This is a genomic window from Sulfitobacter sp. 1A12779 (genome assembly GCF_043557315.1).
In the GTDB taxonomy this organism is placed as follows: domain Bacteria; phylum Pseudomonadota; class Alphaproteobacteria; order Rhodobacterales; family Rhodobacteraceae; genus Sulfitobacter; species Sulfitobacter faviae.
Map to the genome: position 1 here is coordinate 74,778 of NZ_JBIFFU010000005.1, position 22,199 is coordinate 96,976.

At 65.1% G+C, this 22,199-nt stretch carries 24 protein-coding genes; 8 read left to right on the forward strand and 16 right to left on the reverse strand.

Annotated features, from left to right (window positions below):
- Positions 1–69: 69 nt before the first annotated feature.
- From ACGYLQ_RS07900 to lpdA, 5 genes are all read left to right on the forward strand, one after another.
- Complete coding sequence (locus tag ACGYLQ_RS07900) at positions 70–291, forward strand: hypothetical protein (protein WP_271689337.1); 222 nt, start codon at positions 70–72, stop codon at positions 289–291.
- The gene (locus tag ACGYLQ_RS07905; protein WP_322329214.1) at positions 288–671 is read left to right on the forward strand and encodes an MAPEG family protein; all 384 of its coding nucleotides are present in this window, start codon (positions 288–290) and stop codon (positions 669–671) included. Before ACGYLQ_RS07900 ends, ACGYLQ_RS07905 begins: the two co-directional genes overlap by 4 nt.
- An 11-nt stretch (positions 672–682) precedes the next feature.
- A complete protein-coding gene (locus tag ACGYLQ_RS07910) occupies positions 683–946 on the forward strand; it encodes a hypothetical protein (protein WP_394441795.1) in 264 nt (87 codons plus the stop codon).
- The gene (locus tag ACGYLQ_RS07915) at positions 943–1,338 is read left to right on the forward strand and encodes an MAPEG family protein (protein WP_067261925.1); all 396 of its coding nucleotides are present in this window, start codon (positions 943–945) and stop codon (positions 1,336–1,338) included. The genes ACGYLQ_RS07910 and ACGYLQ_RS07915 overlap by 4 nt, the downstream gene beginning before the upstream one ends.
- 94 nt (positions 1,339–1,432) lie before the next feature.
- Positions 1,433–2,821: a dihydrolipoyl dehydrogenase gene (gene lpdA / locus ACGYLQ_RS07920; protein ID WP_394441798.1), complete on the forward strand. Its 1,389-nt coding sequence runs from the start codon at positions 1,433–1,435 to the stop codon at positions 2,819–2,821.
- A 389-nt stretch (positions 2,822–3,210) separates the two neighbouring features.
- Here lpdA and ACGYLQ_RS07925 read toward each other — a convergent pair whose 3' ends face one another.
- From ACGYLQ_RS07925 to ACGYLQ_RS07935, 3 genes are read right to left on the reverse strand one after another with little or no spacing between them, the layout of a single operon-like run.
- Positions 3,211–3,948, reverse strand: coding sequence for a lysophospholipid acyltransferase family protein (locus tag ACGYLQ_RS07925; protein WP_394441801.1), 738 nt, complete (start codon positions 3,946–3,948; stop codon positions 3,211–3,213).
- Positions 3,945–4,853, reverse strand: coding sequence for a cell division protein FtsX (locus tag ACGYLQ_RS07930; RefSeq protein ID WP_394441804.1), 909 nt, complete (start codon positions 4,851–4,853; stop codon positions 3,945–3,947). The genes ACGYLQ_RS07925 and ACGYLQ_RS07930 overlap by 4 nt, the downstream gene beginning before the upstream one ends.
- A complete protein-coding gene (locus ACGYLQ_RS07935; protein WP_394441807.1) occupies positions 4,850–5,527 on the reverse strand; it encodes a cell division ATP-binding protein FtsE in 678 nt (225 codons plus the stop codon). The genes ACGYLQ_RS07930 and ACGYLQ_RS07935 overlap by 4 nt, the downstream gene beginning before the upstream one ends.
- 162 nt (positions 5,528–5,689) lie before the next feature.
- Here ACGYLQ_RS07935 and ACGYLQ_RS07940 point away from each other — a divergent pair, with 162 nt between their 5' ends.
- Complete coding sequence (locus tag ACGYLQ_RS07940; protein ID WP_394441810.1) at positions 5,690–6,670, forward strand: zinc-ribbon domain-containing protein; 981 nt, start codon at positions 5,690–5,692, stop codon at positions 6,668–6,670.
- 6 nt (positions 6,671–6,676) lie between these two features.
- Here the strand turns inward: ACGYLQ_RS07940 and ACGYLQ_RS07945 are convergent, their stop codons facing one another.
- The 6 genes from ACGYLQ_RS07945 to argH are packed head-to-tail and all read right to left on the reverse strand — an operon-like array spanning position 6,677 to position 12,600.
- Positions 6,677–9,229 carry a DUF4175 domain-containing protein gene (locus tag ACGYLQ_RS07945; protein WP_394441813.1) on the reverse strand — a complete coding sequence of 851 codons (2,553 nt, stop codon included), beginning with the start codon at positions 9,227–9,229 and terminating at the stop codon, positions 6,677–6,679.
- 35 nt (positions 9,230–9,264) lie between these two features.
- Positions 9,265–10,530: a diaminopimelate decarboxylase gene (gene lysA, locus ACGYLQ_RS07950; RefSeq protein WP_394441816.1), complete on the reverse strand. Its 1,266-nt coding sequence runs from the start codon at positions 10,528–10,530 to the stop codon at positions 9,265–9,267.
- A 27-nt stretch (positions 10,531–10,557) separates the two neighbouring features.
- Entirely contained in the window at positions 10,558–10,875 is a 318-nt protein-coding gene (locus ACGYLQ_RS07955; RefSeq protein ID WP_394441819.1) for a DUF2834 domain-containing protein, read from the reverse strand.
- Complete coding sequence (locus tag ACGYLQ_RS07960) at positions 10,875–11,036, reverse strand: hypothetical protein (protein ID WP_271689321.1); 162 nt, start codon at positions 11,034–11,036, stop codon at positions 10,875–10,877. The genes ACGYLQ_RS07955 and ACGYLQ_RS07960 overlap by 1 nt, the downstream gene beginning before the upstream one ends.
- Entirely contained in the window at positions 11,033–11,212 is a 180-nt protein-coding gene (locus ACGYLQ_RS07965; RefSeq protein ID WP_271689320.1) for a hypothetical protein, read from the reverse strand. The genes ACGYLQ_RS07960 and ACGYLQ_RS07965 overlap by 4 nt, the downstream gene beginning before the upstream one ends.
- On the reverse strand, positions 11,209–12,600 hold the full coding sequence (argH, locus tag ACGYLQ_RS07970) for an argininosuccinate lyase (RefSeq protein ID WP_394441822.1): 1,392 nt from the start codon (positions 12,598–12,600) through the stop codon (positions 11,209–11,211). The genes ACGYLQ_RS07965 and argH overlap by 4 nt, the downstream gene beginning before the upstream one ends.
- 23 nt (positions 12,601–12,623) lie before the next feature.
- On the opposite strand from argH, the gene ACGYLQ_RS07975 reads away from it, so the two are divergent.
- On the forward strand, positions 12,624–13,193 hold the full coding sequence (locus ACGYLQ_RS07975) for a TlpA family protein disulfide reductase (protein ID WP_394441825.1): 570 nt from the start codon (positions 12,624–12,626) through the stop codon (positions 13,191–13,193).
- Positions 13,194–13,223: 30 nt separating this feature from the next.
- On the opposite strand, the gene ACGYLQ_RS07980 is transcribed toward ACGYLQ_RS07975, so the two are convergent.
- On the reverse strand, positions 13,224–14,291 hold the full coding sequence (locus ACGYLQ_RS07980) for a Hint domain-containing protein (RefSeq protein WP_394441828.1): 1,068 nt from the start codon (positions 14,289–14,291) through the stop codon (positions 13,224–13,226).
- A 198-nt stretch (positions 14,292–14,489) separates the two neighbouring features.
- On the opposite strand from ACGYLQ_RS07980, the gene ACGYLQ_RS07985 reads away from it, so the two are divergent.
- A complete protein-coding gene (locus ACGYLQ_RS07985; protein ID WP_067262160.1) occupies positions 14,490–15,017 on the forward strand; it encodes a winged helix DNA-binding protein in 528 nt (175 codons plus the stop codon).
- A gap of 39 nt (positions 15,018–15,056) precedes the next feature.
- Here ACGYLQ_RS07985 and gap read toward each other — a convergent pair whose 3' ends face one another.
- The 6 genes from gap to ACGYLQ_RS08015 form a co-directional block, all read right to left on the reverse strand.
- Positions 15,057–16,058, reverse strand: a complete 1,002-nt coding sequence (gene gap / locus ACGYLQ_RS07990) for a type I glyceraldehyde-3-phosphate dehydrogenase (protein ID WP_394441831.1) — start codon at positions 16,056–16,058, stop codon at positions 15,057–15,059.
- 147 nt (positions 16,059–16,205) lie between these two features.
- Positions 16,206–17,486 (reverse strand): amidohydrolase family protein, encoded by a 1,281-nt coding sequence (locus ACGYLQ_RS07995; RefSeq protein ID WP_394441834.1) that lies wholly within the window; start codon positions 17,484–17,486, stop codon positions 16,206–16,208.
- A 69-nt stretch (positions 17,487–17,555) separates the two neighbouring features.
- Positions 17,556–18,500, reverse strand: a complete 945-nt coding sequence (locus tag ACGYLQ_RS08000; protein ID WP_394441837.1) for an ABC transporter permease — start codon at positions 18,498–18,500, stop codon at positions 17,556–17,558.
- Positions 18,500–19,549 (reverse strand): ABC transporter permease, encoded by a 1,050-nt coding sequence (locus ACGYLQ_RS08005; RefSeq protein ID WP_394441840.1) that lies wholly within the window; start codon positions 19,547–19,549, stop codon positions 18,500–18,502. Before ACGYLQ_RS08005 ends, ACGYLQ_RS08000 begins: the two co-directional genes overlap by 1 nt.
- Positions 19,539–21,086 (reverse strand): ABC transporter ATP-binding protein, encoded by a 1,548-nt coding sequence (locus ACGYLQ_RS08010; protein ID WP_394441842.1) that lies wholly within the window; start codon positions 21,084–21,086, stop codon positions 19,539–19,541. The genes ACGYLQ_RS08005 and ACGYLQ_RS08010 overlap by 11 nt, the downstream gene beginning before the upstream one ends.
- Positions 21,087–22,094 carry a BMP family protein gene (locus ACGYLQ_RS08015; protein WP_394441845.1) on the reverse strand — a complete coding sequence of 336 codons (1,008 nt, stop codon included), beginning with the start codon at positions 22,092–22,094 and terminating at the stop codon, positions 21,087–21,089.
- Between the last annotated feature and the right edge of the window lie 105 nt (positions 22,095–22,199).

A 22,199-nucleotide genomic window follows, 5' to 3' on the forward strand; every position in this document is an offset into this window, starting at 1 on the left:
GATAGGCGAAGTTTCAGATCGAATTATGTAGTCTGAAGTTGTTGCATCATTCTATTTAGGGAGAAGGCCATGAGAACCGCAGATTTAGCCAATACATTTGCCGATCGATATCACAATGCCGCAGAACGACAGGTGGTCGTGTCGATTCACCTCTTCGGGATTGAGTTTGCCGAGCAACTCAAAGGCCAGAACATTCAAGAGATCTGTGAGCTCGCAAGAGTACCGAAATCATATGGCACCGAGATTCGAAAAGGTATGCGATTGGCCCCTCATGTGGAGCTAAAGAAATGACCGAAACCACCCTCCTCGCCGCCTATGGCCTTCTGGTCATGCTGACGATCCTCTTGCAGGTGCTGGGCGCGACCCGGCAACTCTCGATGGGCTACCTGATGTCCTCGCGCGATGAGACGCGCACCACCACCGGGATGACCGCCCGTCTGGGCCGCGCGCTCGATAACTCTGTCGTGGCCATGGCGATCTTCGCCCCCGCCGTGCTGCTGGTCGAGATCATGGGCCGCAACAACAGCGCCACCTTGCTCGCCGCACAGGTCTTTTTGCTGGCGCGGATCATCTATTTGATCGTCTACGCCCTCGGCGTGCCGACGATCCGCACGCTGGCGTGGCTCGCAGGCTATGCCGCGACCGCTGTTCTTTATTTCCACGCGCTCTGAAAGGCATTCCCATGCAGATGATCTGCCACTTCGACGTCACCGATTTCGCCGCTTGGAAAGACGCATTCGACGCCGATGCCGAGGCGCGGCGCAATGCCGGGCTCTCGGTGCTGCAAATCTGGCAACACGCCGACAGCAGCAGCAAAGCCTCCGTTCTCTTGGATGTGAACGACCGCAAAAAGGCCGGTGACTGGCTCGCCCGCTCCGATGCGCTGAGCAGCGATGACAAGGGCACCGTGACCAGCTCCACCGCCTATTTCGTGAAATCCGCATGAGCGCCGAGCTGACCGTCCTGACCCTCGCGGCCCTGCTACAGGGGCTGCAATTCGTGCTCTACGCCGTGCCCGCCAACCGGGAGCTTGGCCCCGGCTACACCATGTCGGCGCGTGACCGTGAGCCGTCGCGCGCCATGAGCGACCGCACCGCCCGTCTGGGCCGGGCGCTCGACAACCATTTCGAAGGGCTGATCCTTTTCGGCATCGCCGTGGGCGTGGTGCAGATGTCGGCCCAGAACACTGCCTTCACCGCCGCCTGCGCTTGGGTCTATCTCATCGCCCGGCTGCTTTATGTTCCGGCCTATGCGCTTGGCCTGCGCCCGCATCGGTCGTTCATCTGGATCGTCGGTTTCGCCGCGACCATGCTGATGCTGCTGGCGGCCCTCATTTAACCCTATCCCCAAACACCCGCAGGCAGCGGCGCTTGCACCTGTAACCCGCGCCTCATACCTTGCCTGCACCACCCGACTGCTAAGGAGACCCCCCATGTCGAGCTATGATGTCATCGTGATCGGCTCCGGCCCCGGCGGCTATGTCGCCGCCATCCGTTGCGCGCAACTGGGCCTGAAAACCGCCTGTGTCGAAGGCCGTGAGACCCTCGGCGGCACCTGCCTCAACGTGGGCTGCATCCCCTCCAAGGCGCTGCTGCACGCCACGCATATGCTGCATGAGGCCGAGCATAATTTCGAAGAGATGGGTCTGAAGGCGAAAGCGCCGACCGTCGATTGGAAGCAGATGCTGACCTACAAAGACAAGACGATCGAGACCAACACCAAGGGCATCGAATTCCTGTTCAAGAAGAACAAGATCGACTGGCTCAAGGGCTGGGGGTCGATCCCCGAAGCGGGCAAGGTCAAGGTCGGCGATGAGGTCCATGAGGCCAAGAACATCATCATCGCCTCCGGTTCTGAGCCCGCAGGGCTGCCGGGCGTCGAGGTCGATGAGAAAACCGTCGTGACCTCCACCGGCGCGCTGGAACTGGGCAAAATCCCCAAGAAGATGGTGGTGATTGGCGCAGGCGTGATCGGTCTGGAACTGGGCAGCGTCTACGCCCGTCTGGGGGCCGAAATCACCGTGGTTGAATTCCTTGACGTGATCACCCCCGGCATGGACCCCGAGGTGCAAAAGACCTTCCAGCGCATGCTGAAAAAGCAGGGGCTGAACTTCGTCATGGGCGCTGCCGTGCAGAAGACCGAAGTCGCCAAGGGCAAGGCCACGGTCAGCTACAAGCTGCGCAAGGACGACAGCGAACATGAGATCGAAGCCGATGCCGTGCTGGTCGCCACAGGCCGCAAGCCGGTGGTGAAAGGCATGGGGCTCGACGATCTGGGCATCAAGATGACCGAGCGCGGCCAGATCGCCGTCAACGAGCATTGGGAGACCTCCGTCAAAGGCGTCTATGCCATCGGTGACGTGATCGAAGGCCCGATGCTGGCCCACAAAGCCGAGGACGAAGGCATGGCCGCCGCCGAAGTCATCGCGGGCAAGCATGGCCATGTGAACTACGGCGTGATCCCCGGTGTGATCTACACCCACCCGGAAGTCGCCAGCGTGGGCGAGACCGAGGCAACGCTGAAGGAAGCGGGCCGGGCCTATAAGGTCGGCAAGTTCTCCTTCATGGGCAACGCGCGGGCCAAGGCGGTCTTTGCCGGCGACGGTTTCGTCAAGCTGATCGCGGATAAGGAGACCGACCGCATCCTCGGCTGCCACATCATCGGCCCCGGCGCGGGCGACCTGATCCACGAGGTCTGCGTAGCGATGGAATTCGGTGCCTCGGCGCAGGACTTGGCGATGACCTGCCACGCGCACCCGACCTATTCCGAAGCCGTGCGCGAAGCCGCACTGGCCTGCGGCGACGGGCCGATCCACATGTAAGACGACGGGGCGGGCCAAGGGTCCGCCCCTTTTCGTTGCGCAGGCGGCGCACGCTGCGGCTATCGCGCATTAACACCCCTGCCCTACAACCTCCCCCGTCGCGACATTCACGGAAGACGAGGCCCTTCGCGGGTCATGTCGATACGTAGAGACATGCAGGGTGACGCCTGTCTTTTCCACCTCCCCCGGCGGCGCCGCCACTTTCAACGGCTTCCTAAATATCTGAGTTTGCGTCCCGCGAAGCCATCGTTTCAGCGGGCACTACGGCATGCCGATAAATCGCAAAGGGCAGCGCCGACCGGCGGGGGCGGGTCGGCGCTGCCCGGCCTGCGGCCGGGCGTGTCATTCCGAGAGCCCCTTGAAGACCAACAAAGGCGAGCGCCCTGCGCCTACCCCGCCTCCGCAGGCCGCCACCCCGCCTCGCGCAGCAGCGCGTCGGAATGGCTCTCCACCTCCTGTTCCAACCGCGCCATGAAGGTGCGCTTGTCCAGCCCCGGCTCGATCGGCTCCAGAAACTCCACCACGGCCAAGCCCGGGCGGCGGTAGAGGCCCCGGCGTGGCCAGAAGTAGCCCGCATTGGTCGCCGCAGGCACGCAGACCTGCCCCAGTTGATCGTAAAGCACTGCCGTGCCGACTTTGTAAGGCGCGCTCAGCCCTGGGGCGACGCGGGTGCCTTGGGAATAGATCACGATCTGCCCCGGCTCTACCCGGCCCGCGTTTACGTCTTCCATCATCTTGGTAATCGCCTGCCCACGCTTGCCCCGGTTCACGGCGATCATTTGCATCCGCTTGGTGTACTGCCCGATCACCGGCGTCCAAAGCACCTCGCGCTTCATGATGAACTTGGCCCGCGGCAGGGCGTGGAAGATCATGATGATATCGAGGAAAGACTGATGTTTGGCCGCGATCAGAACCTCACCCTCGGGGACTTGGCCGCGCACTTCGCAGCGCAGCCCGATCAGCCAACGCGCCGTCCACATGGCCCAAGCGGCATAGGCTTTGCAGCCCGCATATGCCCCACGTTTGGAGAACATCGCCCAAGGCGCGAAGGCCAGCCCGATCACCGGCATCGCCACGGTCACCTGCACGATATAAAGAATCGAGCGGACCCATTGCAGCAGCTTCATGTCAACTCCCTCAATGTACGCCGGGCGGCGGCCCCGGTGGCGGCAAAGGCGACCGCGCCGACGAGGAACGGCACCATCAGCGGCACGGCCCAATGCCAGCCTTGGAAGCCCAAGCCGGTCAAAAATCCGCCCGCCTCGCCCGCGTCAGGCAGCAACACCACCGCGATCATGCCCAAAGCCGTGCCCGCCGCCGCACCCAGCAGCGCGCGCAGGGTGAAACGGCGAATGAAGGCCCGCGCGATATAATCATCGGTCGCCCCCACCAGCCGCAGCACCGCGATTACCTGCGCATTGGCCGCAAGCGCCGCTTGCGCGGCAAGCGTCACCATCGCGGCCACCGCAGCCCCGATCAACAGCGTCGAAATCCAGCCCAAAAGGCGCAGACGGCTCGCCGCCGCGACCAGCGGCGCGCGCCAGCGGCTGTGATCGTCCAGCACCGCGCCCGGCACCTCGGCGGAGAGGCGCAGGCGCAGGCCCACCGGGTCCAACCCCTCGCCTTCCTCGACCACTTCGATCAGGCGCGGCACCGGCAGGTTCTCCATCGCCAGTTCCGGGCCGAACCACGGGGCGAGCAGCTCTTCCTGCTCCGCATCCGTCAGCGCACGGGCCGAGGCCACGCCCTTGGTCGTCTGCAACACCTTCAAAGCCGCCTCCGTCTGGACCGCGCGTTGATCCAGCGGCGCCACAATCCGCACCGTTGCCGACTGCGCCAATTCCTGCCCCCAGACCTGCGCCAAACGGCCCGAGGCCAGCGACAGCGCCAAGGCAAAGACCGCCAGAAAGGCCATGGCCCCCGCTGCAAAAAGCGTCAACTGTGCGGTGAACCCCGAAGGCGGCACCACGCGGTCGGCCTGCCGGTCGCCTTTGAAAATCGCGCGCAGGGCGCCCAGATCGAAGCGCTTCACAGATCCGCCCCCGCCAGTTGGATGCGCCGGTTCGCGATGCGCAGCACACGGGCCTGCACATGCGCCTTGGTGGCGCGGATGAGGCCCAGATCATGGGTGGCGATCAACACGGTCTTGCCCATGCGGTTCAACTCGATCAGCAGGCGCAGCAACCGCTGGGACATCTCCCAGTCGATGTTCCCCGTCGGCTCATCCGCGAGGATCACATCGGGCGACATGATCACCGCGCGCGCCAATGCGGCCCGCTGCCGCTCCCCGCCCGAAAGCTCAGGCGGCAGGGCGTCGACGCGGTTGGTGAGGCCAACCCAAGACATCAATTCTTCCAGATCCGTGCCCCCCGCCTCGGCCCCGCGGCCCGACACATTAAGCGGCAGGGCCACATTCTCGGTCAGCGGGAGATGGTCGAGGAATTTCACGTCCTGATGCACCACCCCGACACGGCGGCGCATCAGCGCGATGTCATCGCGACCCAGCCCGCGCACGTCCTGCCCGAACATCCGCAGATGCCCCGCCGTGGGCAAAAGCGCCCCGTAGCAGAGCTTCATCAAGGTGGTCTTGCCCGCGCCCGAAGGGCCGGTCAGGAAATGGAACGATCCGGGGGCGAGTTTCAGCGTGATGTCGGACAGCAATTCGCCCCCGCCATAGCTGTAGGCCACATTTTCGAGCTCTATCACGCATCCACCTTAAAAAACTTCGACCTGTTGTGCCTCAGCACCGGAAAGGATTCAATCACTCAGAACCCCAGCACCCTGCCCAGATATCACTTTTCCTACGTTATTCTAGGACATATGCTGCCCGTTACGATCTCAGAGCACCGAACGAACCCAGGAATGACCATGCGGCTGATCTGCCCCAATTGCGACGCGCAATACGAAGTCCCCGACGATGTGATGCCGGCGGCGGGGCGTGATGTGCAATGTTCCAACTGCGGGCAGACGTGGTTCCAGCATCACCCCGACAATGCGCCGGAGGCCGAAGAGGATGATTTCGCCGACGACGTGATGCGGATGAAGCAGCGCGGCCCGGATGAGGACACGGAAGCCGCCGCAGCGGCCAGCCTGCCGGATTTGCAGCCCTTCGGCGATGAAGAGGAAGACGCGCCCTTTGAAGACGATCAAGACGACGACTTCGAAGACGCATTCGACCCCGAGGAGGAGGCGCCCCAACCCGCCCCCGCCGCGCCGGTGCGCCGCCCCCTCGACCCCGCCATCGCAGAGATCCTCCGTCAAGAGGCCGCGGCAGAGCAAGAAGCCCGCCGCCGTCGCCAGTCCGAACCGCTGGAAAGCCAGCCGGACCTTGGCCTAGACGACGCGCCCCGGCCCCAGCCGCAGCAGGCCCCCGAGATCGCCGCAGAAGACCATGTGACCGAGGATGAAGACGCCCGCCGCGCCCATGAGGCGCGCCTGCGCATGGCCAAGATGCGCGGAGAGCCGGTGCCGGAAAGCGAGGTCGACGCCTATGGCAGCGCCTCGCGCCGCGATCTTCTGCCCGATATCGAAGAGATTAACTCGACCCTGCGCCATGACGGGCAAGAGGGCGCGCAGGCCGGGCCCACCCCCACCGCCGCGCTCGACCGCCCCGAAAAGCCGCAGAAATCCGGCGGGTTCATGCGCGGTTTCACTATAATGATCGTCTTGGCGGCCCTGCTCGCGGCGGTCTATGTCTACGCGCCCGAGATCGCGCAGTCTCTGCCGCAGGCCGATCCCTATCTGTCATCCTATGTGGCATGGATGGACGATGCGCGGCTCTGGCTCGACGGGCAGTTGCAAGACCTGCTGGTCTGGCTCGACACCGTGGCGACCCAGTCGCAGGGTTAATCCCGATCAGAACCGATCCAACAGCCTGTTGAGGTAATCCCGCTCCACCTCGGGCCGCTCCGCCTCGCCTGAGCGGCGGCGAATTTCGTCCAGCAACCGCCGCGCGCGGCCTTGATCGTCCGGCCCCTGCGCCAGCGGCGCGTCCGAGCTGTTGGCCCCGCTGCCGCCCTGCTCTCGCCCAAGCGGATCGCGCCCCTCGCCACGCTGATCGCCGCCCTCTGTCGTGCCTTGGCCCGGCTGGCCTGCGCGTTGCTCCTGTTCCATCGCTTCTCCGAGGGCGCGCATGCCCTCGCGCAGCGCCTCCATCGCCTGCGCCTGATTGTCGATCGCCTCGGCCAGTTCATCGCGGCGCAGCGCCTCTCCGGCGCGGTCCATCGCCTCGCCCGCGCGGTCCAGCGCGTCGCGGGCCGCGTCCCCCTCAGCCGTGCCCTGCCCGGGCAAACGCCCTTGCTGGCGGCGCAGCTCGTCGCGCAGTGCTTGCTGGCGTCCGGCCAGCCCTTCCTCGCCCCCTTCTTCACCAGAGGGGCCGCCCTGCCCGCGCTGGCCTTCATGGCTCTCGCCGCGCCCCTGCCCGCCGTTGCGGCCTTCGTTGCCGTCACTCTCGCCTGCGCCGGTGCCGGGGTTGAACTGCTCTTGCAGGTCGCGGAAGGCCTGATCGCTCAGCCCCTGTTGCTCGCGCAGCGTATCCGACAGCCCCTCCATCGTCTGCTCACCGGGCGAATTGCCGCCCTGACCCGGCTGGCCTTCGGTGACGCGCATGTTCTCCATCATTTCCTGCAACTGGCGCAGCGCCTCGGCGGCCTCGGCCATGCGGCCCTGCTCCATCAACTCCTGAATGCGGTCCATCATGCGTTGCAGATCGTCTTGGGTCATCTGCATCGCCTCGCCCTGCGGCTGCTGGTCTTCGCCCGCGCCTTCCTGCGCCTGCTGGCGCTGGAGTTGCTCAAGGTAGTCTTCGGTGGCGCGGCGCAACTCGTCCATCAGCTCGGCGATTTCGGCCTGAGAGGCGCCGTTCTTCATCGCCTCGTTCAGCCGGTCCTGCGCGCGGCGCATCCGCTCAAGCGCATCGGCCAACACGCCATCTTCCAACTCAATCGCCAGCACCCAGAGGTCTTCGGCCAAATCGGTCTGCACCTCTTCATCCAGCCCGTAGCGCGCCCGCAGTTCCAGCCGCCGGATCACCTGCTTGACCCGCAGCGCCGTCACCTCCGAGCGCAGGTCATCGCCGGGGGCATAACTCACCGCGCGCAGCACCTGCGCAATGCGCGGCGCATTGGCGCGCGACCACAAAAGATCGCGCCGCATCTCGATCACCGCTGCCGCCGCCGGATCGAAAAAACGCCGCCCCGGCAGGGTCAGCTGGCTCACCTCAGTCACGGCTTGCTGTTCGGAGGCGTCCAAGACCGAAAGTTGCAGCGACACCGGGAGATTGGCCCATGGGTGTTTCGAGAAATTCTCGATCAACGTTTCTTCGAAATCGCGCCGGTCGCCGCTGATCGGCATGGGCAGCGGCACGACGATCTCAGGCCGCGGCTCGGGGTCGACGGTCAGACCATAGCGCCGGTCGACAGAAGCCAGATCAAGGCTGATCCGCGCCTCCCCGGCTTCGACGCCATAGTCGTCGCGCGCAAGGAACGGCAGGCTCATCTCTCCCAAGGCGGTCACCTCAGGCGGGCCAAGCCGTTCGACCTGCGGCACGGCATCGGGCAAAAGCGTGATCTGCCACGCCCGCGCGCCCGGCCCGTCGATGCTGATCTCCCCGCTTTGGCGCAGGGTGAAATCTTGCGCGGGCTCTGCGGATGCAGCCACCTCGCGGCCTGAGACGCTCTCAGCCACCGTCAGCGCGCCCAATTCGCCATAGAGCCGCAGGGTGATTAGCGTGCCCTCAGGCAGCGACAGCGCCCCGGCTTCAAGATCGTTGAGGTAGAGCGTCGGCTTGCCGGTATGGCGCGGCGGCTCGGCCCAGCCTTCCCAAACGGGGCCGGAGGCGAGCGTGCCGCCCGCCCCGCCGGGGGCCAGATGCGTCACCTCGCCCAACCGCCAGACGGAGCCGAAGACAAGCGCCACCATGAACCCAAGCAAAGCCACATAGCGCAGCGCATAGGGATCGGCCTGCGCGACCCGAAGGTCGCCCTTCACCGGTTTCGCCGCAGCCGCCCGCGCGGTCATGCGCCGCTGATGCGCTTGCCAGACCGCCGCCGAGGCGGCATCGCCCGCGCCGATCGCCTGATCGTCCAAGAGCGCCCGAATGGGCCGCCCCGGCAGGCTGGCATCCAAGCGCGCCAGCGCCGCTGCACGGGACGGCAGGCGGAAACTGCGCAGGGCAAAGAACAGAGTAAAGAGGGCCGCAAGACCGATGACGGCCAGCACGGCCCAAAGCGCGCCGCCCGCCAAAGCATCCTGCGCCCCCATCATCAGCGCGGCCAACACCGCCAGCACCAGCGCCAGCATGGGCCAGAACGCCTGCACCAGCGCCTCGGCCAGCATCCCCGCCCAGGTCAGCCGCAGGGGCCAACGCAAAGCGCGCAGCCCGTCTGTCCTGTCAGTGGATGTCTCCATGCGTCACGCTCCGGTGGCCCGGCGGCGGGATGCCGTCAAAGCCATTCAGGGATGGTATCGCGGTTTATCATTTCGTCAAAGCTTGGCCGTGGGCGGATAACCGCGAATTGATCGCCGTTCACCAGCACCTCGGGGATCAGGGGCCGCGAATTATACTCGCTGCTCATCACCGCGCCATAAGCCCCGGCAGAGCGGAAGGCCACCAGATCGCCTGAGCCCAGCACCGGCATCATCCGCTGTTTGGCGAAAGTATCACCGGATTCGCAGACCGGGCCCACGATATCGACGGGGCGCGGCTCGGCCCCCGGGGCGGGTTCGTTCAGCGGCACGATGTCATGCCATGCGTCATACATCGCGGGGCGGATCAGATCGTTCATCGCGGCATCAAGGATCAAGAAATCGCGGCCCTCGCCGGATTTGAGGTAGATCACCTCGCTCACCAGCACACCTGCGTTGCCCGCGATCAGGCGGCCCGGCTCGATCTCGACCTCGCAGCCCAGATGCCCCAGCGTGCGCTGCACCATCGCACCGTAATCCGTGGGCAGCGGCGGGGCGGAATTCGACCGCTCGTAAGGGATGCCCAAGCCGCCGCCAAGGTCGAGCCGCCGGATGTCATGGCCATCGGCGCGCAACACCTCGGTCAGTTCCGCGACCTTGCTATAGGCTTGCTCAAAGGGGGCGAGATCGGTCAACTGGCTGCCGATATGCACGTCGATGCCCACGATCTTGAGCCCCGGCAGCTTGGCCGCCATGGCATAGACCTCGCGGGCGCGGGCGATGGGGATGCCGAACTTATTCTCGCTCTTGCCGGTGGCGATCTTGGCGTGGGTTTTCGCGTCCACATCCGGGTTTACGCGGATGGTGATCGGGGCCACTTTGCCCAATTCACGCGCCACGACATCCAGCAGGATCATCTCTGGCTCGCTCTCGACGTTGAACTGGCGGATGCCCCCCGTCAGCGCCAGTTCGATCTCTTCCCGGGTCTTGCCAACGCCGGAAAAGACGATCTTATCGCCCGGCACGCCTGCTGCTTTCGCACGGCGGTATTCCCCGCCCGAGACCACATCCATCCCCGCGCCCGCCTGCGCCAGCGTGCGCAAGACGGCTTGGTTGGAATTGGCCTTCATCGCGTAGCAGACCAGATGGTCCATCCCCGACAGCGCGTCGTCAAAAAGGTGGAAATGGCGCAGCAGCGTGGCGGTGGAATAGACATAGACGGGCGTGCCCACGGCGGCGGCAATCTCGGCCAGGCTTACGTCTTCGGCGTGCAACACACCGTCTTTATAGAGAAAATGATCCATCTGCGCTTGGCCCCATGTCGTCGCCGCTTATCTGATGGGCGCTGTCCGCAGGAAAAGATAGAGCGGCAGGCCACAGCTCACCCCAATACAGAACGTGGCGGGAATGGCAATCAGGCTAAGGAAATTGCGCCGCACGGCGACCTCGGCAATGATCCAGATGGTCAAAGTGACGGCAGCGATGGTCAGATCCCAGACCAGCCCGCTGGCGGCGGCATTGGCGTGCCATGCGTCCACCATGGCGCTCAGGCTCCAGCCTTCGGCGTTGAACCATGTGATGAAGTAATACATCGGATGCACCGCCCCCCAGACCGCCAGGGCGAGGTAGAGCATCCGCAAAAGCGACATCAGAAACTCTTGACCACGCCGACGGTGGCATAGCCCGACAGACTGATCCCCGGCTCGGTCGGCGGTGTCGGCGCGGCCTGCCGTGGGGCGGACTGCGGCGGGGTGCAAGCGGCCAAGGCAAGCGCCCCGGCCACCAGCGTGATCTGCAACAGCGGCCTCACGACCCGGCCCCGAGCGAGACGGAGAACGGCCCCCGGCGCAGCCCCACCGCTGTGCCTACCGAGACGCCCGAAGAGGACATGGTGATGCTGCTGCTCGCCGTGGGCCGCACCGGCTCGCCATCCGCGCCACAGGCGGCAAGGCTCAACAGGGAAAGGGCCGCAAGGAGGCGTTTCACTTCAGGATTTCCTTCCAACGCGCGATCTGGGCACGCACCTGCGCAGGCGCGGTGCCGCCGTAGGACATGCGCGAGTTTACCGAATTTTCGACGCCAAGCACATCAAAAACATCCGCAGTGATCTCGGCATGGACCGATTGCATCTGCTCCAGCGTCAGGTCCGGCAGATCGCAGCCCTGCCCCTCGGCCATGGCCACCAGCGTGCCGGTGACGTGATGCGCGTCGCGGAACGGCAGGTTCGGCACGCGCACCAGCCAGTCGGCGAGATCGGTGGCGGTGGAGAAGCCCGAGCCCGCGGCGGCGGCGAGGTTCTCGCGCTCGGCGGTCATGTCGCCCACCATCCCGGTCATCGCGGCCAGCGCCAGCATCAGGTTGTCGGCAGCGTCAAAGACCTGCTCTTTGTCCTCTTGCATGTCCTTGGAATAGGCCAGCGGCAGCCCCTTCATCACCATCATCAGGGCGGTGTTGGCCCCAAAGATGCGGCCCACCTTGGCACGAATGAGCTCGGCGGCATCGGGGTTCTTCTTTTGCGGCATGATCGACGAGCCGGTCGAGAAGCGATCCGACAGCGCCACAAAGCGGAACTGCGCGGAGGACCAGATCACCAGTTCCTCGGCGAAGCGCGACAGGTGCATGGCGCAGATGCTGGCGGCTGACATGAATTCCAGCGCGAAGTCGCGGTCGCTCACCGCGTCGAGGGAGTTCGCGGCGGGGCGGTCAAAGCCAAGCGCCTCTGCCGTCATCTCGCGGTCGATCGGGAAGGAGGTGCCAGCCAGTGCGGCGGCCCCCAACGGGCATTCGTTCATCCGCGCCCGCGCATCGCGGATGCGCGACAGGTCACGGCCAAACATCTCGACATAGGCCATCATGTGATGCCCCCATGTCACGGGCTGCGCGGTTTGCAGATGCGTAAAGCCCGGCATGACCCAATCGGCCCCCGCTTCGGCCTGAGACAAAAGCGCGCGGATCAGGGCTTGCAGCCCCTCGTCGGCGGCGTCCAACTGGTCGCGCACCCAGAGTTTGAAATCGGTGGCGACTTGGTCATTGCGGCTGCGGCCCGTGTGCAGGCGGCCTGCGGGCTCACCAATCAGGTCTTTCAGCCGCGCCTCCACGTTCATATGGATGTCTTCGAGCGCGGCGGAGAATTCGAACCGGCCCTCTTCGATCTCTGACAAGATTGTGAGAAGCCCTTCCCGTATCGCGTCAGCGTCGTTATCAGTCAGGATGCCTGTGGCTGCCAGCATGGCGGCATGGGCACGCGACCCTTTGATGTCTTGCGCGGCCATCCGTTTGTCGAACCCGATCGAGGCGTTGATCGCCTCCATGATCGCATCCGGTCCGGCGGCGAAACGCCCGCCCCACATTTTGTTCGAGGTCGTGTCGGTCATGTTGAATACCCTTGGAGGGACGTATGAAAAATCTTGTGCTCGGCCTCGTTTATACGCTGCTTGTCGCAGGTGCAAACCCCGCCCTTGCCGGAACGGCTGACATCGCGGGGCTGCGCGAGGGGGACATGAAGAAGCTCGTGATCCATGACGCGCCGCAGGCGGCCTCTGACGTGACCTTTGAGCGTGAGGACGATGGCGAGGCGATGTCGCTGGCGGATTACGAAGGCAAGGTCGTGCTGGTGAACTTCTGGGCCACATGGTGCGCGCCCTGCCGCAAGGAGATGCCGCAGTTGAACGCCCTGCAAAAGGAATTCGGCGGCGATGACTTTCAGGTGCTGACCATCGCCACGGGGCGCAACTCTGAGGAAGGGATCAAACGGTTCTTCGAGGAAGCGGGCGTCGACAGCCTGCCCCGTCACCAAGACCCGAAGCAAAAGCTTGCCAGCCAGATGGGCGTGTTCGGCCTGCCGATCAGCGTGATCCTAGACCGTGAGGGGCGCGAGATTGCCCGCTTGCAGGGCGATGCGAAATGGGATTCCGACAGCGCACGGGCGATCATCGCGGCACTGATCCAAGAAGGCGCCGAGAGCTAAGCGGCCAAGTCGGGCGCCCGGGCCCGGCCTTCACGCCACATGCCGCAGGATCGCCGCCTCGGATGTGCTGAGATTGCGCCGCGCGAAACCGCCATAGCTGTGCGGGTCCGTCTCAAGCTGCGGATAGGCCGCCAGCAGCCGCGCCCGATCCTGCGTGCCAAGGCTGGTGAGCGGGGCGGAGGCAGGATGAAAGCTTTCCGTCTCGACCCCATTGGCCCACATCACCTGATGTTCGGCCAGCAACACATGGACATAGGTCACCTCGCGCAGGGACATATCGCTTGCCACGCTGCGGCCGTTGATCAAGTCCTTGGCGGCGACCAGCACTTCGTCACAGTTGAACAGATCACGGGCCTGAGCGCCTTGCAGCACGATCCGGTGATCGGGCGAGACCAGCAGCGCGGCATCGGGCCGGGCAATCCCCAAGGCGCCGGGGCGGAAGCGCACGGGGCGCAGATGCGGCATGGCATGCAGCCGTGCGCCGGTCATCCGGCGGCTGCCGATCCACTCCAGCGGCTGTGCGCCATTGTCCTTGGTCTGGATCAGATCGCCCTCGCGCAACTCTTCGATCAGGGCGCTGCCCTTCGGCGTGCGAATGCGGGTGCCGGGAGTGAAACAGATCACCCCGCCGCGCACGGGCCGGTCATCGCGGCACGGGGTCAGGGTGCTGTGCATCACCCAAAGCTCACTGTCGCGCGGGGGCAGCTCATCGACGAACATCAGCAGCGGCATCCGCCCCGGGCCTGCGTCAATCAGGGTGACGGTGTAGGTCCGCGCCCCATTGGTAACCATGAAGCTGTCGTCGGGCAGCGGCGCCGTGCCTAGATCGCGCCGCGGCGCAGGCGGCATCATGCCCCCCTCCTCAAGCGCGGCCCCGATCAGGCGCTGCACTTTGCGGGCCGCGCGTTTGCGCAGCCGCTCTGCCCCGTCCGCCATATCCAGCCGCAGCACATCATTCGCCCCATCCACCCGGATGGTATCCCCGCGCCACGCCCAGGCCGAGCCCAGTTCGAGCGACTGCACCGGCGCGGCCTCCAGACCGTCGATCTCTGTTTGCGACCAGCTGATGACAAACGTGCCCCGAAAGCCCGTTTTCATAACTGCTCTGCCTGCCTCGTTTATTATTGCCAGCAGCCTAGCAAAGCCGGGGGGCGCGCGAAAGATGGCGTGAATGTGGCGGCGCAACCTGTTGCAAATTGATCTTTGCCCCTGCCGCACCGGAGATGCGCCGCGAAACGCTTGTAAATTGTTAGCGTCTTGGTAACGTCAGAGGGGTCAAACAGCCGGAGGCACCGCATGTCGGAAGAAGTACCCCCCACCCCGTCACGCCGCATCGTCTCTTCACGTCATTTGGCCGAGGGCGATGGCTGGGAAGCCTCCGAACTCGAATACGGCATGATCATCGCCTATAACGCCTTCACCCGCTGGATGTCGCGTTGCATGGCGGCGGCGGGCAATGGCGATCTGACGCCGCTGGAAATCCTGGTGCTGCACAACGCCAATCACCGGGGCCGGGAGAAGCGGCTGACGGATATTTGCTTCCTGCTCAACATCGAAGACACGCATACGGTGAACTACGCGCTGCGCAAGCTGGTGAAGGCCGAATTGCTGAGCGCAGAGAAGCGCGGCAAGGAGGTGTTCTATCGCACCTCGCCTGCGGGCGCCGAGCTATGCGAAGCCTATCGCGCGATCCGTCAGGCGTGTTTTCTGGATGGCTTGCCGCGCACCGATATTTCGGGCGAGGAACTGCGCAAGATTGCGGCGCAGCTACGGGCGATGTCGGGGCAATATGACCAAGCGAGCCGCGCGGCGGCCTCGCTGTAGAGCGCGGGCGCGAGGGCTGCCCCCCGCGCCTGCCAAAGCTTAGATCAGCGCGGCAATGGCGCGCGCGGTGTCGTTCATGCGGTTCGAGAAACCCCATTCATTGTCATACCAGCTAACCACGCGGATCATCCCGCCATCGGTCACCCGCGTTTGATCGGGCGCGAGGGTCGAGGAATGCGGGTCGTGGTTGAAATCGGTCGAGACCAGCGGCGCGGGCTCATAGGCCAACACGCCTTTTAACGCGCCATTGGCCGCCTCTTGCATCGCGGCGTTCACCGCCTCTGCCGTGGCGGGGTTCTTGGGCATGATGCACAGGTCCACGAGCGAGACATTGGCCGTCGGCACGCGCACGGCGGACCCTTCGAGCACACCTTTCAGATGGGGGATCACCTCGGAAATCGCGGCGGCGGCGCCGGTCGAGGTGGGCACCATCGACAGGGCGGCGGCGCGGCCACGATAGGGGTCGCGGTGCGGGCTGTCATGGGTCGGCTGGTCGCCGGTATAGGCGTGGATCGTAGTCATATAGCCGGTTTCGATCCCGAAAGTATCGTCCAGCACCTTGGCCACGGGGGCGAGGCAGTTGGTGGTGCAGGAGGCGTTGGAGACGATCACGTCTTCGCCGGTCAACTCGTCATGGTTGACGCCGTAGACCACGGTGCGGTCCACCCCCTTGCCGGGGGCCGAGATCAACACGCGTTTGCTGCCATTCTCCAAATGTTTCGCCGCCGCCTCGCGGGCGGTGAAGAAACCGGTGCATTCATAGGCCACATCCACATCGCCCCAAGGCAGTTTCGCCGGGTCGCGCTCTGCCGTCATGCGGATGCTCTGGCCCGCCACATGCAGGGTGCCGTCCTTCAATTCCGCATCCACCGGCAGGCGGCCATGGACGGAGTCGTATTTCAGCAGGTGCAGCAGGTTCTCGGCATCGGTCAGGTCGTTGATGGCAACGACTTCGATCCCGTCAAAGCCGTTCTCGATCAGCGCGCGCAGCACGCAGCGTCCGATGCGGCCAAAGCCGTTGATGGCGATTTTAGTGGTCATGGTGAGTCCTCCGGTGGCCCGGTTTCGGGCGGATTGGCGCGGTTAGCGCTAACATAGCATCGGGTGTGACGGAGTTCAATTGGCCAGAGGTAGGAAATCGGCACCCGGTTTCAAGGCGCCGATTTTGGGCCTGTTTTCAGCCCGGTTTCACGAATGCGCGCTATGGCGGCGGCGCACGCTGTCGGGCCGCCCCGGCAGGCTGAGCCGCGCGTCGTTGCGCGCTTGGCGTGAGATCACGCGGCCCTTGGCCACGACCCAGAGCCGGTCGGGCCGCAGGCGCAGCGCCTCAATTGGGTTGCCCGCGTCCAGCACCACCAGCGAGGCGGTCGCGCCAACGCGCAGCCCGTAGTCCTGCAACCCGAGGATCCGCGCGTTCACATTCGTCACCATGTCGAAACAGCGGCGCATCTCTTCGGGCGAGGTCATCTGCGCCACATGCAGCCCCATGAAGGCCACGTCGAGCATGTCGCCCGTGCCCATGGAATACCACGGGTCCATCACGCAGTCCTGCCCCCAGCCGACGTCGATGCCCATGGCCTGCATCTCTTTCACCCGCGTGAGGCCGCGGCGTTTCGGGTAGGTATCGTGACGGCCCTGCAGGGTGATGTTGATCAGCGGATTGGGGATCGCGGCGACCTGCGCTTCGGCCATCAGCGGCAGCAGTTTCGAGACATAGTAGTTGTCCATCGAATGCATCGAGGTAAGGTGCGAGCCAGCCACCCTGCCCTCCAGGCCGAGGCGTTGAGTCTCGTAGGCCAGCATCTCGATGTGGCGCGAATGGGGGTCGTCGGTCTCGTCACAATGCAGGTCGACCATGAGGCCGCGCTCGGCGGCCAGTTCACATAGGGCAGTGACGGAGCGGGCGCCGTCGGCCATGGTGCGTTCGAAATGCGGGATGCCGCCCACCACATCGACACCCATGTCGAGGGCGCGGATCGTGTTTTCATGGGCCGTGGGGGCGCGGTAGAGCCCGTCTTGCGGGAAGGCGACGAGTTGCAGGTCGATGTAGTCCTTCACCGTCTCGCGCACGTCGAGCAGGGCTTCGACGCCCAGGAGCCGGTCGTCGCAGGTGTCGACATGGCTGCGGATCGCCAGAAGCCCCAGCGAGGCGGCCCAATCGCAGTATTCCAGTGCGCGGGCTTTGACCTCGTCTTGCGTCATCACTTCCTTGAGTTCGCCCCAGAGGCCGATGCCTTCCAGGAGCGTGCCGGAGGCGTTGATCCGCGGGGTGCCGTAGCTGAGCGTGGCGTCCATGTGGAAATGCGGGTCGACGAAGGGCGGGCTGACGAGGTCGCCGCTGGCGTCGATGGTCTCGCGGGATTCGGCGGTGGAGAGGTCTTCGATGGCGGCAATGCGATCGCCCTTAATGCCAATGTCGGTGACGCGGCCATCGGGGAGCGTGCCGCCTTGGATGATGAGGTCGAACATGGTTTGGTCCTTGTGACGGGGGCTGTCCGGCCTGCGGTCGGACGGAAGGGTTGAGAGGGAGCGCTGCGTTCAGCGCTCACCCTTATTAAACGGCACCATCAGCGCCGCCGGCACCTGCGCCCGGCGGGACATGACGACCAGCGCAAGGATCGACAGGATATAAGGCGCCATCAAGAAGATCTGATAGGGGATATCCGCCCCAAGCGGCGTCTGTTGCACGCGGATCTGCAACGCGTCGAAAGCCGCGAAGAGCACCGCGCCCAGAAGCGTCTTGCCCGGTTTCCACGAGCCGAAGACCACCAGCGCAATGCAGATCCAGCCCCGCCCGTTGACCATCTCGAAGAAGAACGAGTTGAAGGCCGACATGGTGAGAAACGCCCCGCCCACGGCCATCAGCCCGCTGCCGACCATCACCGCCCCGATCCGGATCGCCGAGACGCTGAGCCCCTGTGCCTCGACCGCCGCCGGATTCTCGCCCGCCGCGCGCAGGGCAAGGCCCATGGGCGTGCGGTAGAGGACCAGCGTGACCACCAGCACCAGCGCGAAGGCGAGATAGGTCAGAGGGGTCTGGTTGAAGAGCGCGGGGCCGATCACCGGGATGTCCGACAGGAGCGGGATTTCCAGTGGCTGGAAGGCTTCGATCTTGGGGGGCGAAGTCACTTCAGGCAGCGCGAGGCGGTAGCAGTAATAGGTGAGCGAGGTCGCCAGCAGCGTAATGCCGAGGCCGACGACATGCTGGCTGAGGCCGAAAGGCACGGTCAGCACGCCATGCACCAGCCCGAAAGCCATGCCCGAAAGCATCGCCACCGCGACGCCGAACCACAGCCCGCCGCCGAGGTAGACGGTGAGCCAGCCGGCAAAGGCGCCGACGACCATGATGCCTTCGATACCGAGGTTCAGCACCCCTGCCCGCTCGCAAATGAGCTCGCCCAAGGCGGCGAAGATCAGCGGCGAGGCGATGCGGATCGCGGCGGTCCAGAAGCTCGCCTGAAGGAGAATGTCGAAAATATCCATCAGTCGCGCCTCACCCGGAATTTCGTGAGCATGATCGCCAGCACCATCGCCAGCAGGGCCAGCGCCAGCATGATGTCGGCGAGGTATGTCGGCACGCCCGCGGCGCGGCTCATGCTGTCGGCCCCGACGAAGATGCCCGCGACGAAAAGCGCCGCGACCACCACGCCCAAGGGGTTCAGCAGCGCCAGCATGGCGACGATGATCCCGGTGTAGCCAAAGCCCGGCGAGATATCCAAGGTGAGGCTGCCCTTGAGCCCCGCCACCTCGGAAAAGCCCGCCAGTGCTGCAAGCCCGCCCGACAGAAGCGCCGTCTTGATCAACACCGCGTTCACCGGGATGCCCGCGAAACGCGCCGCCGCGGGGTTCAGCCCCACCGCGCGCATCTCGTAGCCCAATGTGCTGCGGCGCTGGATCACCCAGACGACGAGGGCCGAGATCAGCGCGAGGCCAAAGCCCCAGTGCAGCCGCAGCCCCTCGGCGATGCGCGGCAGTCGCGCCTCTTCGATCAGCCGCGCGGACTTGGGCCAGCCGAGGCCCATCGGGTCTTTCAGCGGCCCTTCGAGCAGCATGGAGACCCAGAGCAGCACGACGAAATTCAAAAGCAGCGTGGTGACGACCTCATCGACGCCGAAGCGGGTTTTGAGGAAGGTCGGCACCAGCAGCACTACGGCCCCGGCAAGCATCGCGGCGACGGCAATCGTCGGCAGCAGCGCGAAGCTGGGCCATGCCAGCGCGCCGGTGCCCAGCACCACGGTGACCACCGCGCCCATGTAAAGCTGCGCCTCGGCGCCGATGTTCCACAGTTTCGCGCGGAAGGCGACGGCGACAGCGAGGCCGGTGAAGATGAGCGGCGTGGCGCGGTTGAGCGTCTCCAGCAGGGCGAATTTCGAGCCGAAGGCGCCCTTGACGATCAGGCCCAGCACCGAAAACGGCTGCGCGCCTGCGACCATCGCGAGCAGCGAAGCCACGACCACGGTCGCGAAAAGCGCCAGCGCAGGCAGGCCCAGCGAGCGGGTCCATGTGGGGTTGGCGACGGGTTCAAGCCGCATGGGAGGTCTCCTCGAATCCATCGCCCGCCATCCAGACGCCGAGCTCGGCTGGGGTGAGCGCGCCGCGGGCGAAGGGGGGCGAGAGGCGGCCTTCGGAGATCACGTGGATCACGTCCGACAGCGCCGTGACCTCGTCGAGGTCTTCCGAGATCAGCAGCACCGCCGCCCCGCGGTCGCGGGCGGCCAGGAGTTGTTCGTGCACGTAAGTCAGCGCGCCGATGTCCAGCCCGCGCACCGGCTGATTGGCCAGCACCACCGAAGGCGCGGTTTCCAGCACCCGGCCCAAGATCAGCTTTTGCATGTTACCGCCCGACAAAAGGCGGATGCGCGTCTCTGGCCCGGGGCAGCGCACGTCGTAGCCCTTGATGATTTTGGCGGCGAAATCACGCGCCGCGCGCCAGTTCATCCAGCCGTGGCGGGAAAAACCGGGGCGGGAGTAGAGTTCCAGCACCGCGTTCTCGGTGAGGTCGAAATCGGCGATGGTGCCGGTCTTGTGCCGGTCCTCGGGGATGCGGGCGATGCCCGCGCCGATGGCGGCATGGGACGACCAGCCGCGCGGCGCGTCGCCTTTGACGTGGAACGTGCCGGAGGCGGGGCGAATGAGCCCGCCAATGAGGTCCGCAAGCGCCGTCTGCCCGTTGCCGGACACCCCGGCGAGGCCAGTGATCTGACCCGCGCGCAGTTCGAGGTCGACGTTTTTCAGCCCCGGTGCAGAGCCGATGTCGGGCGTGGAGACGCCTGCAAGCGTGACCAACGCGGCACCGGGATCGGCGCGGCGCACGACGGGTGCCGCAACTTCGGAGCCCACCATCATCTGCGCCATCCGCGCGCGGTCGGTCTCGGCGGTCTTGGCCTCGGCCACCAGCTTGCCGTGACGCAGCACCACGACGCGGGAGGAGATCGCCATGACTTCATGCAGCTTGTGGGAAATGAAAATGACCGAGAGGCCAAGGGCGACCGCTTTTCGCATGGTGGCAAAGAGGTCGTCGGTCTCTTGCGGGGTCAGGACGGCGGTCGGCTCGTCGAGAATGAGGATACGCGCCTCGCGGTAGAGGGCCTTGAGGATCTCGACCCGCTGACGTTCACCGACGCTGAGGCTGCCGACCTGCGCGTCGGGGTCCACGCGCAGACCGTAGTCCTCCATCAATGCCACGATCTTCTGCCGCGCCTGTGCGCGGCCAAAGCCGGGCCGCCAGATCGAGCGGGTGCCGAGGACGATGTTCTCCAGAACGGACATGTTGTCGGCCAGCGTGAAATGCTGGTGCACCATGCCGACGCCAGCGGCCAGCGCGGCGCGGGGGTTACCGGCGGGCAAGCGCTGCCCGAACACTTCGACGAAGCCTTCGTCGGGCGTGTAATGGCCGAACAGGATATTCATCAGCGTGGTCTTGCCCGCGCCGTTCTCGCCCAGCAGGGCAATCACTTCGCCCTGCCGCAGATCGAAGGAGATCGCGTCATTGGCGGTGAGCTTGCCAAATCGCTTGGTAATGCCATCGAGGCGCAGGACCACCTGCGCCTCGGGGTTTTGATCGGTCATTTAGTTGGACTTCGGCTCTTCGTCGTTGATCTCGACGGTGAAGGACCCGTCGCGGATCGCCTTCTCGCGCTCCTCGATGAGGTCCATCGCCTCCTGCGGGACCTTGCCCTCGAAGGTGCCCAGAGGGGCGAGCGAAGAGCCACCCTCGGCCATGAAGGAATAGCGGCCGTAGTCGTCGGCCTTGAACTCGCCGGCCTTGACGGCGGCGATGGCGGCGTCGAGCGTCGGCTCGAAATGCCACAGGGCGGAAGCGACCACCGTCTCGGGGTATTCGGCTTGGGTGTCGATCACGTTGCCGATGGCCAGCACGCCCTTCTCCTGCGCCGCGTCCGAGACGCCGAAACGCTCGGCATAGAGCACGTCGGCCCCCTGCTCGACCATAGCGAAGGCGGTTTCCTTGGCCTTGGGCGGGTCGAACCACGAGCCGATGAAGCTGACCTGAAACTTGATGTCGGGGTTCATTTCCTGCGCACCGGCCATGAAGGCATGCATCAGGCGGTTCACCTCCGGGATCGGGAAGCCGCCGACCATGCCGACGTTGCCGCTCTCGGTCATCGACCCTGCTACGATGCCCGACAGATAAGCCGCGTCTTGAATGTAGTTGTCGAAGACCGCGAAATTGGGCAGCGCATCGTCCTGCTTGAAGCTGGAACCCATGAGGAAGGCGACCTCGGGGTAATCGGCGGCTACTTCGCGGGCCTCGGCCTCGGCGCCGAAAACCTCGCCTACGATCAACTGGTTACCGGCTTCGGCATATTCACGCAGCACGCGGGCGTAGTCGGTGTTGGAGACATTCTCGGTGAAGGTATATTCGATGTCGCCGCGCGCCTGTGCTGCTTCGGCGGCCTTGTGAATGCGGCTGACCCATTGCTGTTCCACCGGCACGGTGTAGACGCCCGCGACCTTGATCGGCTCGGCGGCCAGCGCGCCCTGCGGCAAAAGGCTGGCACCCGCCAGCATGGCCGCCGTGCCCAATAGGAAGCGGCGTGTGAGATTGCGTTGTGTCATTTTTATCCCCCGTTGGTTAGGTATTTTACCGTTTGATAAAATATTTTACCTGTCAAGCTTCTCCTGACCCTAGGTCAGCCCAAGCTTTTCCGAATACGCGCCTTG